Source organism: Methanoplanus endosymbiosus (genome assembly GCF_024662215.1).
Classification (GTDB): Archaea; Halobacteriota; Methanomicrobia; order Methanomicrobiales; family Methanomicrobiaceae; genus Methanoplanus; species Methanoplanus endosymbiosus.
Window position 1 is genome coordinate 1082313 of record NZ_CP096115.1, and the last position, 11653, is coordinate 1093965.

Annotated in this window: 11 protein-coding genes; 10 read left to right on the forward strand and 1 reads right to left on the reverse strand. The window is 46.8% G+C overall.

All coding sequences use genetic code 11. The features are described from left to right. Nucleotides 1–13: 13 nt before the first annotated feature. A complete protein-coding gene (locus L6E24_RS04630) occupies nt 14–760 on the forward strand; it encodes a tRNA(His) guanylyltransferase Thg1 family protein (RefSeq protein ID WP_257743550.1) in 747 nt (248 codons plus the stop codon). A 139-nt stretch (nt 761–899) separates the two neighbouring features. On the opposite strand, the gene ileS is transcribed toward L6E24_RS04630, so the two are convergent. Beyond that, on the reverse strand, nt 900–4058 hold the full coding sequence (ileS, locus tag L6E24_RS04635; RefSeq protein WP_257743551.1) for an isoleucine--tRNA ligase: 3159 nt from the start codon (nt 4056–4058) through the stop codon (nt 900–902). Between the two features lie 356 nt (nt 4059–4414). Here ileS and L6E24_RS04640 point away from each other — a divergent pair, with 356 nt between their 5' ends. The 9 genes from L6E24_RS04640 (at nt 4415) to L6E24_RS04680 (ending at nt 11580) form a co-directional block, all read left to right on the forward strand. Further along, entirely contained in the window at nt 4415–5740 is a 1326-nt protein-coding gene (locus tag L6E24_RS04640) for a D-aminoacyl-tRNA deacylase (protein ID WP_257743552.1), read from the forward strand. After that, nucleotides 5740–6849, forward strand: a complete 1110-nt coding sequence (gene ftsZ / locus L6E24_RS04645) for a cell division protein FtsZ (RefSeq protein ID WP_257743978.1) — start codon at nt 5740–5742, stop codon at nt 6847–6849. Before L6E24_RS04640 ends, ftsZ begins: the two co-directional genes overlap by 1 nt. A 10-nt stretch (nt 6850–6859) precedes the next feature. Beyond that, nucleotides 6860–7039, forward strand: a complete 180-nt coding sequence (locus tag L6E24_RS04650; protein ID WP_257743553.1) for a protein translocase SEC61 complex subunit gamma — start codon at nt 6860–6862, stop codon at nt 7037–7039. A 27-nt stretch (nt 7040–7066) separates the two neighbouring features. Continuing rightward, a complete protein-coding gene (locus L6E24_RS04655; RefSeq protein ID WP_257743554.1) occupies nt 7067–7540 on the forward strand; it encodes a transcription elongation factor Spt5 in 474 nt (157 codons plus the stop codon). A gap of 111 nt (nt 7541–7651) precedes the next feature. Continuing rightward, a complete protein-coding gene (locus tag L6E24_RS04660; protein WP_257743555.1) occupies nt 7652–8125 on the forward strand; it encodes a 50S ribosomal protein L11 in 474 nt (157 codons plus the stop codon). Between the two features lie 71 nt (nt 8126–8196). Beyond that, nucleotides 8197–8841 (forward strand): 50S ribosomal protein L1, encoded by a 645-nt coding sequence (locus tag L6E24_RS04665; RefSeq protein ID WP_257743556.1) that lies wholly within the window; start codon nt 8197–8199, stop codon nt 8839–8841. After that, nucleotides 8841–9695 carry a 50S ribosomal protein L10 gene (locus tag L6E24_RS04670; protein ID WP_257743557.1) on the forward strand — a complete coding sequence of 285 codons (855 nt, stop codon included), beginning with the start codon at nt 8841–8843 and terminating at the stop codon, nt 9693–9695. Before L6E24_RS04665 ends, L6E24_RS04670 begins: the two co-directional genes overlap by 1 nt. A gap of 27 nt (nt 9696–9722) precedes the next feature. Then, nucleotides 9723–10028 carry a 50S ribosomal protein P1 gene (gene rpl12p, locus L6E24_RS04675; RefSeq protein ID WP_257743558.1) on the forward strand — a complete coding sequence of 102 codons (306 nt, stop codon included), beginning with the start codon at nt 9723–9725 and terminating at the stop codon, nt 10026–10028. Between the two features lie 217 nt (nt 10029–10245). Beyond that, the gene (locus L6E24_RS04680; protein WP_257743559.1) at nt 10246–11580 is read left to right on the forward strand and encodes a GntP family permease; all 1335 of its coding nucleotides are present in this window, start codon (nt 10246–10248) and stop codon (nt 11578–11580) included. Nucleotides 11581–11653: the final 73 nt, after the last annotated feature.

Here is an 11653-nt window from a genome sequence, read left to right on the forward strand (position 1 = left end):
ACTTACCGGTTATATGCAGGAAAGAGAGATCTTCAGTGGTATTTATGCAGTCCCGCCTGTCATTGTCAGGCTTGACGGAAGGGCATTTCACAGCCTGACCAGAGATCTGAATTTTAAAAAGCCATTTGATGAGAAGTTCAGCTCTGCCATGTGGAGAGTATCTGAGAAACTCATCTCCAAAAGCGGTCTTGAACCGGAATTTGCATATACATTTTCAGACGAGATAAGCCTCTACTTTGCAAATCTTCCCTTTAAAGGACGCATTGAGAAGATAAATTCAGTCTGCGCCTCATATGCGGCATCTGCCCTCCTCCTTGAACTTGGCCTGAATAAGCCGCTGGCATTTGATTCAAGGGTTATAATGATACAGAAAGACCAGACCGGAAAATATCTCTCATGGCGGCAGAGTGAGGCATGGAGAAACCATATGAATGCCTACTGCCAGAGCGCCCTCATATCCGAAGGAAATACAGGCACAGAGACTGCCAGGATAATGAAGGGGATGAAGTCGGCAGATATGCACGAGATGATGTTTAACCGGGGCGTGAATCTTTCGGAAACTCCGGCATGGCAGAGGCGCGGAACAGTCATTCATAAGGACAAAGTGCTCAGAAAGGGCTTTAACCCCATAACCGGCACTGAAGTTACAGCCTCCCGGACAATAATTACGGCTGACAAAAACCCGCCCCTCTTCAGTGACGTGCAGGCTGCGGACGAATATATAATAAAACTGCTCTCACGCGATGAAGAGACACAGTGAACAATAACCACAGTATCTCCGGCAGGCAATAATTTCCGGAGAAAAAATACTTTTTTACAGATAGAATCCGGTTATGCCAAAGATTCCGGCGGGCAGTATTTCAGACCCAAACAAAAAAAAATTAATTTAAGCCGGAAATTCAGGAAAGACCTGAAATTCCGATATTCATCGTTATTCCTTCAACGTCCCAGTCCTGAACAAGTGATGCTTCAACATCTCCCGTTTCAGAGATCTCAAGAGACTTTGCACGCACTTCGTTCATTATCATCTCTTTCCATCCGGAGACAAGACCCAGAATTTTTTCGTCCTCAATCTGAACGACTGCTGAAATAGAGTCATCAACCTGGAGATCAAGCTGCTTTCTCATCTCCTGGATTCTCCTGATGACCTCCCTTGCGTACCCTTCGGCTGTGAGATCGTCATCAAGGGTTACATCGACACAGACAATGCCCCCGTCCATCTTTGCGGAGAAGACATTCTCCGGAAGCTCCTCATCAAATGCAACATGCTTTGCTGTAATCGTGTACCCGGAGATCTCAACCGAGCCGTTTGCCCCGATCTCACGCTTAAGCATGGCTGCGTCCGCACCTTCGATTGCGGCTTTGACCTTCGGCCCTTCCTTTCCGAATTCCGGCCCGATTGCCCTCATAACAGGTTCGGCCTTTACGCCCATGCGGTCCCACGCACCCTTCACAACCGTAACTCTGCGTGCATTGGCACGCTGGCGGCAGAGTTCATTGAGCCTTATAACCGCAGCTTCAGAAACATCAGAGTCAGTGATGACAATAGCCTCTGCAACAGGCCATCTCAGCTTTCTTCTGCCGTCCTGCCTTGCAGTTGCAACAGCATCATCAAATGACCTTACAACCGCCATCTCGGCCTCAGCTGATGCTTCCTTTAAGGAGTCATCACCTGCAAACCAGTCGAGCATATGAACACTTGCAGGATCAGCCTCTGATCTGAGATTACTGTATATCTTCTCGGAGATATGCGGGGTGAACGGTGCAAGCAGACCTGAAAGCCGCCTCATGACATAGTACATCGTCTCATATGCCTGCCTCTTGCTGACAGAGTCCTCCTCAAGCCACATCCTTGAGCGGACCAGCTGCACATACCAGCGTGAGATGTCCTCCAGAATACATGATATAAGCAGACGGGTTGCACGGTGAAGCTCACAGGTTCCAATGTAACCGGTAACGTCAGATGCCACAGTATTGATTCTTGAGATGATCCATCTGTCCTCATCCGGCATTGACGCAAAATTCTCCCTGACATACTTTCCGTCCCAGATTCCTGATTCATCAGTTTCCGGTTCAAAAGAGTCAAGGATCATATACGGAAGCGGGAAGCGGTACACATTCCAGAGAATATTTGCCGCACGGTTGGTTGTTTTGACACCATCCCAGTTGAACTTGAGATCGTCCCAGGGAGCGCTTGCAGACATGATGTACAGCCTTAAGACATCAACACCGACCTTCTCAATGACCTCCTCAGGTGCAACGACATTGCCAAAGGACTTGCTCATCTTTCTGCCATCTGAATCGAGAGCAAAACCGTGCATCATCACGCTCTTGTATGGTGATCTGTCAAAGGCGATTGTTGAAGCGCCGAGCTGGGAATAGAACCATCCTCTCGTCTGGTCCTGACCTTCGGTTATGAAATCAGCCGGCCAGAGCTTCTCAAAGTCGTCAGTCTTTCCGGGGTAGCCGATTGTCGCCCATGAAGCCATTGCAGAGTCAAACCAGACATCGAATATATCCTCAACCCTTCTCATAGTCCCGCCGCATGAACAGGAGTATGTGATCTCATCCACATACGGGCGGTGCGGATCAGTAAGATTTGAGCCTGCCTTCTCATTCAGTTCAGCCATTGTGCCAAATGAATCATAATTATCACAGGAGTCGCACTTCCAGACCGGAATCGGAATGCCCCAGTATCTCTGCCTTGATATACACCAGTCACGTGCATCAGCGACAAAGTCATGGAATCTTGCACTGCCTGCCCACTCAGGGTACCACTTCACCTTAGCAATTTCTTCGAGCATCTGCTCTTTGATCTTCGGGATTGCAATGAACCACTGCTCAGTGGCAAGAGAGATGATAGGTGTCTTACAGCGCCAGCAGTGCCCGTATCTGTGCACAATCTTCATCTCACGCAGGAGATGATCACCGAGTGCTTCCAGAACCTTTGCATCAGCGTCCTTCACAAAGAGTCCTTCAAACTCTCCTGCCTCAGCTGTAAAGATACCCCTTCCGTCAACAGGGCAGACAATCTCCAGATTGTCCCTGAGGCCGACAAGGTAGTCGTCCCACCCATGTCCCGGTGCGGTATGAACCATTCCGGTATTCTCAAGGGTGACGTGATCTGCCATAACAACCCTGTGTGCGATCTCCTTTTGCCGGGGGACAAAATCAGCAAGCGGGGATTCGTACTCTGTTCCGGCAAGCTCTGCACCGGTCTTCTTCTCCACCACTGAAAAGTCCTTATACCTGCCTTTCTTCAGGACTTCCCCGGCGAGATCCTCTGCAATCCAGAGATATTCTGAGGAATCCTCCTTCTCTGCAAGGACTTTCACATAGACAAACTCCTCTTTGACAGCAACCGCAACATTTGCCGGCAGTGTCCACGGAGTTGTCGTCCAGATGACAAGGTACTCCTTCTCTGCACCTTTCACCGGGAATTTGACATAGATTGACGGGTCCTGCTCATCCCAGTACTCAACCTCAGAGTCCGCAATAGCAGTCTCACAGCGCGGGCACCAGTTTACCACACGGGAACCGGTCTCAAGGAGCTTCTTCTCATCCGCTTTCTTGAGCGCCCACCATGCTGCCTCCACATAGTCAGGAGTTATTGTCTGATACGGATTGTCAAAGTCCATCCAGATGCCGAGCGCTTTGAACTGCTCAGACATAATATCCTTATGAGTGACTGCAAAGTCCCTGCACTTCTCAATAAATTCGGATATGCCAAACTTCTCAATATCCTTCTTGGACTTAAAACCGAGTTCATTCTCAACGCGGACCTCAATAGGCAGCCCGTGCATATCATAGCCAGCACGATCTGTCACATTTAATCCGCACATCCTCTTGTAGCGCAGAATGGTATCTTTGAGAATCTTATTCCACGCAGTACCAAGATGGATATGTCCGGTAGTGTAAGGAGGGCCGTCAACGAAAAAATAATCGTCTCCTCCCTCTCTGAGTTCCTTAACTTTACCGTAGGTGTCGTTTTCGGTCCAGAATTTTAAGACCTCGCCTTCCACCTCTTTTGCATTAAAGCTGCTTGTCACCTCTTTCAACTGCAATCCCTCGAATAGTCCTGTAATGTTTGTAATTCTTTTAACATAGCACTTTGGAGAGCGGCAGATATTTTTCCGGAAGAAAAGGTGAAAATAACCGTGAGTGAAGTTCACCGCCGGAGACCTGATAACCTGTGAGGGAATGCAGAAAAAATGAGAAGATATACAAATATTCAGGCAGAATAGAGGTACATAAGCAGATATTACCACATAAACCCGGTGATGGCAATAAGCAGGAGACGGGAAAAGAGACATACAGGCAGATATTGTCACCGGAGTGCATCTCCTTCCGGACAGAAAACAGTAATTCACAGATGCAATACATATGGAAAAAATATCAGCAGCAGTAAAAAAATATGAAGATATCAATCGTTAATTCAGCAAAAGACCCCGCAGGATGTCATATCAGGAAAGAACTACTGAAGAAGACGGGGCACTCCGGAGAGGGGATATTAAGGTACTTCTCACATGAGATCGTATTTCTGGAGACAGAAGAGCGCCTCATATATGAGGACAATCTCGATGAGAGAACAGACTGTGACCTGATAATCTTCATCTCAAGGCATACAAGCGTAAACCCTGCCCCGGCCCTCACAGTGCATGTAACAGGGAATTTTAAGACGGCAGACTACGGCGGGGAACCGGAGTCACTTGCCATGGCAGCACCGGAGTGGATGCACAGGACCCTGAATATGCTTCATAAATACGCACCCGAAGGCTACAGTGTATCCTATGAAGTAACCCACCACGGGCCGACTGATCTGAAAACACCGTCATATTTTGTTGAGATAGGCAGCACTGAGAAGGAATGGGCGGACAGAGATGCCGCATCCGCCGTTGCCGACACACTCCTGGAAGTGTTAAAGGAAGATTCTCCGGATGTCATCCGGATGATCGGGTTTGGCGGAAACCACTACGCTGCAAGGGAGACTGAGATAGCCCTCAGCTCAAACGCGGGATTCGGGCATATATGCCACTCACGTGAAGTGCCGGGCGCAGGAGTGGAAACAGTCATCAGAATGATTGAAAATTCCGGCGCACAGGCGGCATACATTGACAAAAAAAGTGCCCCAAAGAGCGATCTGAGAAGAATTGAGAGGATACTTGCAGACCTTAACATGCCCCTGCTCTCAGAAGGCGAGATCAAATCAGCCGGAAAACTCGACTGGGAGACATTTCTTGAGATCAGAGAGATGGCAAAGGAGGTACGAGGTGCAGGAAAAGTAAGAATCATGGCCCTTTCAGGAAAAGGAGATATAATCCGGGCCGGAATAAATGCAGATCTTTTTGAGGAGGCAATGAAGGCAGATAAAAGCGCAGTCGTTAAAACGCTTCAAAAACTTCCGGTTGCCTGTATAATGTCACTTTCCGGGAATGTACTTCCGGAATTTATTTTATATAAAGAGAACAGATTAAAACTAATAAATGATTTAATTACTTTGTGTGTCAAAATCTTACACAAAGAAAAATATACTGCCATTGACAATGACAGAATAATTATCAGGAGAGTCAGGTTTGACCCGGACGCAGCAAAAAGGGCAGGAGTCACGCCGGGTCCGCTGTATGGCAGACTGGCATCCGGAAATGAGATAATTATTGAGGGGAGAAAAATCACTCCGGATATGGTCTCAGCAGTTGATGAGAAAATAATTCACTTAGAGGGTTTGGAAAGATATCTATGATGAAATCAATAGTGGAAGAAGCACTGTCAAGAAGCAGGGATGATAGTAAAATGATCGTTGATCGTCCCTACAGCAGCGAGGATGAGGATCTGGAGGAGATCCTCAAATCACTGAGGACAAGAATTACAGTGGTAGGTTGTGGCGGAGGCGGCTCAAATACCATTACAAGAATGGCAGAAGAAGGCATTGAAGGCGCAACCCTGTATGCACTGAATACCGATGCACAGCATCTCATCAGAACAAAGGCAGATTACCGGATTCTCATCGGCAGGAAGAGAACAAAGGGATTCGGTGCAGGCTCCGTCCCGCAGGTGGGAGAGGAAGCAGCACTTGAGAACGAAGATGAGATTAAGGCAAAACTTATGGACAGTGATATGGTCTTCATCACTGCCGGACTCGGAGGAGGAACAGGCACAGGTTCTGCACCGGTCATTGCACGGGCAGCAAGAGAAGAGGGCGCTCTCACCATCGCAATTGTAACCCTCCCGTTCACAGTTGAGGGCGCGATAAGGGCAGAGAATGCAGAAGCCGGCCTTGAAAGACTGCGCGATGTTGCAGATACCGTCATAGTTGTCCCGAATGACAGACTTCTTGAAGTTGTACCCAACCTTCCTCTGCATGCAGCCTTCAAAGTATCCGATGAAGTTTTGATGCGTGCCGTCAAAGGTATTACAGAACTTATCACCCAGCCGGGTCTTGTCAACCTTGATTTCGCCGATGTCCGTACAGTTATGGAACGCGGAGGAGTGGCAATGATAGGCATGGGCGAGAGTGACAGTGAGGATAAAGCGGCCGATTCAGTCAAGAAGGCGCTCAGATCTCCGCTTCTCGATGTGGACATCTCCAATGCAACAGCTGCACTTGTAAATGTCGTCGGTGGCCCCGACATGACAATGAAGGAAGCCGAAGGTGTTGTACAGGAAGTCTATGAGAGGATAGATCCGGATGCACGTATTATCTGGGGAGCACAGGTTGATCCGGATATGCAGCATAAAATGAGAACAATGCTTGTAGTTACAGGCGTAAGTTCACCACAGATTTACGGGAAGGGCGATGAGTATTCACAGAAGCCCGCAGCCCGCGAGTACGATATAGACTTTCTCAGGTGAGTAATACAAAATGTCATTTAATTTTAAGTTAGACGAAGAACTTTTCAAAAAGTACATGCGTGTTCTGAAGCTTGCAAGAACACCATCACGCGACGAATTCCAGAAAATCGCAATTGTTGCGGCGGCAGGTATTGCCCTTATAGGAATGATTGGATTTATCCTCTACGAAATAATCCTTTTAATCCCCTGAATTAATATTTCAGACAGGTACAGCAAAATGAGTACTGAAGAATCCGAGAATAAAATATATGCAATAAAGACCACTGCCAAACAGGAGAGGACAGTGGTTGACAATATTGTTGAGGCGCTGAAGGATCACGAAGAGATCCGCGTAATGTCAATTATGGCGCCTGATGAACTTAAGGGTTATGTGCTTGTTGAAAGTCCTGATCCCATCGCCAGAATGGAACAACTAAGAGAGATGGTGCCAAATGCAAGAACTGTGGTAAAAGGGGCATCATCATTCCGTGAGATAGAACATTTCCTTGTACCAAAACCGGTAGTGAGCGGTATTGATGAGGGAACAATTGTAGAACTCATTGCAGGGCCTTTCAAGGGTGAAAGGGCGGTTGTAAAAAGAGTAGATACATCAAAAGAAGAGATAACAGTAGAACTTTACGAGAGTATGGTTCCAATCCCAATCACTGTCCGCGGCGATAATGTGCGCGTGATAGAAAAAGTCCAGGAATAATCCTCTTTTTTTCAGGCCCACCTGAAAGATTTAAATCAGCATAAAATCAAATAATAAAGACCCAAGCTTGGCAGTGGAATCTATATCACTGTCAGCAAAGGTGATATTACAATGGGAGAAGTAGTCGAGGTATTGGTACCCGGCGGTAGGGCCACAGCAGGGCCACCATTAGGTCCGTCACTCGGACCACTCGGAATCAATGTGAAGGCAGTCGTTGATGAGATCAACAAGAAGACCTCCAGCTTTAACGGAATGCAGGTTCCTGTAAAAGTTGAAGTTGACGACAAGAAGAACTTCACAATTTCCGTTGGTGTCCCGCCAGCAACCGCACTTGTTATGAAAGAGTGTGGCATTGCAAAAGGCTCGGGAGAACCGAATGTCAACAAAGTTGGCGACTTACCGTTCGAGGCTGCTGTCCGCATTGCCAGCATGAAGTTTGACGACATGCTCTCATATGACATGAAAAACGCCGTAAAGGAAGTTATCGGGTCATGTGTCAGCGTTGGCGTCACTGTTGACGGCAAAGATCCAAAAGAGATGTTTGCCCTCATTGATGCAGGCGAATATGACGGTCAGCTAGTATAAAGAGCACAGACTATGAAAACCCATAGAAGATCCGGGATTATTCCGGGTCGTTGAACTATGGAGGTATTAATTTGGTAGAAAAGGTCCAGATTCTAAATGCCGTTAACTCGGCGATAGAAAAGGCGCCAAAGAGAAATTTCCAGGAATCAATGGAAATTATCGTCAATCTTAGAAATATTGACATGGCACAGCCTAAAAACCGTATAGATGAGACAATGCTTCTGCCACATGGCACAGGGAGAGTGGAAAAGATCGCTGTGCTTGGTAAAGGAGATATCACCACTCAGGCAAAAGCTGCAGGTGTAGATCTCATCATCGGACCTGAAGAAATTGAGCGTCTCGGTGGAGAAAAACGTGAAGCAAGGCAGATGGCCGACACTTACAGGTTTTTCCTTGCAGAAACAGGCGTAATGCCTCTTGTAGGCCGATTCTTAGGTACCAGACTGGGTCCGCGTGGTAAGATGCCACAGCCAATTCCCCAGGGAGTTGACATCGGACCTATCGTAGATCGTCTCCGCAAATCAGTCAAATTCAGAACCAAGGACAAAAAGACCTTCCACGTGAAAGTCGGTTCAACCGGTATGAATCCTGATGACGTTGCAGAGAATATTGATGCGGTTCTGAAGAAGGTAGAAGCCAATCTTGAAAGCGGAACTATGAACATTCGTTCAATTTACGTTAAAACATCCATGGGCCCGGCAGAGAGGTTAGTGTAATGACATTATATACAACACACCTGCCGCAGTGGAAAAGGGACGAAGTTGAGGAAATTAAGAGCCACGCAGAGGAATACAAACTTATAGGTCTTGTAGATCTTCATGGTATCCCTGCAAGCCAGATGCAGCAGATGCGCCGCAACCTTCGTGGAAGTGCAGTGCTTAAGATGACAAGAAATACACTCATCGAGCACGCTTTCACAGAGATGGGCGGTGAAATCGAGGGCATCAACAACCATATCGATGGCCACAGCGCTCTTATTTACACCAACGAAAATCCCTTCAGACTGTACAAAAGGCTTCAGGAAACAATGACAAAGATGGCTGCAAAGCCAGGTGACATTGCTCCTGAGGACATTTCAGTATCAAAAGGCCCAACATCATTTCCTCCCGGACCAATCGTTGGTCAGCTCCAGCAGGCAGGAATTCCTGCCGCGATTACCGCAGGAAAGGTAGTTATTCGTGAAACAAAAACCGTTGTCAAAGAAGGCGAAGTGATCAACGCAAAGATGGCAGACGTACTTTCAAAGCTTGATATCAGGCCAATTGATGTAGGTATGAGCCTTCAGATTGCTTTCTACGAAGGAACTTTCTTCGAGCCAAAGACACTGGCGATTGATGAGACAGAATACTTCAACAATCTCGTACTTGCAGCCCAGCAGGCATTTAACCTTTCAGTTAATGCAGTTATCCCAACCGCTACAACAGCAGGGGCAATTATTGGCAAGGCTGTACGTGAAGCACGCAACCTTGGTGTTGACGCGGCAATATATGAGAAGGATATTGTTGAGCTTATTATAGGACGTACACAGAGAGAATCACTCGCTGTTAAAGCGATTGTTGAAGAAAATTAATATAAAATAATATAAGGTGAATTAAAAATGGAATACATCTACGCAGCACTTATTTTGCACAACGCAGGAAAAGACGTATCTGAGGAAGCCGTAACTTCTGTCCTCGGTGCAGCAGGTATCGCAGTTGACGACAGCCGTGTAAAGGCACTCATTGCAGCTCTTGACGGCGTTGACATCGAAGAGGCAATTGCAAAGTCAGCAGTTGCAGCAGTAGCAGCAGCACCGGCAGCAGCAGCAGCACCAGCTGAAGCAGCACCAGCTGAGGAAGAAGAAGAGGAAGAAGAAGAAGATGCAGCAGGCGGCATGGCCGGTCTCGGAGCACTCTTCGGATAAATCTATTTTTTTTAAGTCTTACATTATATTTCAGAATCTGAACTTTTCTAAGCGATACATCCCGCTATTACAGAACATGATCTGTACATTAACGCTGACTGTATCATTGCTTCACTGTTATTCTGTCACATCACTGTAAATTCCGGCTGAATAAAAACCTGAAAATCTCAGTTGAGAATGTAAATTCTTATTCCTTTGCGGGTATCAGATATTCATAATGGATGCACTCATTATACTCGCTCTTACTCTCATTCTGATAACTGCACTTGCATTTTCAAGGAAAGTGCCGGTTTTTATCACCCTTTTGATGAGTGCCCTATTCTTCGGGCTTCTTGCCGGGTTTGATCCGGATACAGTCATAAAATGGGCTATTGCAGGCATGGGGAGGGTGTTCTCCGGATTTGCAATCATTATTCTGTCAGGCATAGTAATTGTCAGGCTTCTCTCTGATCAAAATCTCCTCTCTGCTATGATGTACGGGATAAACAGACGGATAAAGAACCCGTGCATCAGTGCCGGAATTTTAGGTTATCTCCTCTCGGTTCCGACAACCTGCTGTATTACAACCTATATGATGCTGGCACCGGCACTGAAGGGAACAGATAATGTTATCTCAGGGGCCGATAATTCCGGTAGTGATATAAATTCCGGGAATCAGAAGAGATCAAATACACTTCTGTACACGCTGGCAACCGGAAGCATAATCTCCTATGTATTTATATTCCCAACACCGGTGACAATTCCTCTGTTTGTGGCTTTCGCACCGGAATTTCCGGCATTCTCATTTGATCTGCTTGCAATACCGGTATCAGTTATCTCTCTTCTGGTGCTGATCGGGGTTTTCTGCAGGAGATACAAATCAGAAGAGTGGGGGGATGCTGCCCGGAATAAGGATGACAATGAACCGGACGGTGAGATCGCCCTGAAGACTCAGCTTAGGGCATGGGCACCATTTCTTACATTTCTGCTTACTATTCCGGCAGGGCTGTTTATACTCAAACTCTCCCATGCAACCCTCATGCAGTTCATCATGCTTATGGCAATGATAACCGCATTAATTCTTGCCCCCGATGAGAAGAGAAAGAAGAGCTTTTCAGAGGGTGCAAAATTTGCAGGGCTTATCCTCTTTGATTTCTGTGCCGCAGGAGCTATAGGAAGTGTAATCTCAGAGTCAGGCCTTGCCAACAGTGCGTTTGATAGCATGCTGCCGGTAATGCCGGCAATTGTGATACCTTTCCTGACCGCAGCAATGCTTGCAACCGCACAGGGGTCAAGGGTTGTAACAGCTGTAATCTCGGCTGAGATTATCGGCAAAAGTGCACTTGCGGACATCATACACCCTGTGCCCTTAATTCTCATGATAATTGCAGGGACATGCTGTATATCATACTTAACAGATCCTTACTTCTGGCTTGTAAAAAAGACAACCGGAGATGATATAGGAACTGTTCTGAAGAATTACACCCTGCCGCTTGCATGCTACGGGATTGTTATTTTTGTGATTGCTCTGATAATGTGGGCATTTGTATTTCCACAGCCGCCCTTCACATAGAGAAGAATATATTTCCGGAGCTTAAATCAATTCTGTCTCCGGATTTTAAAGGATTAAAATAAGAGCTGATAAT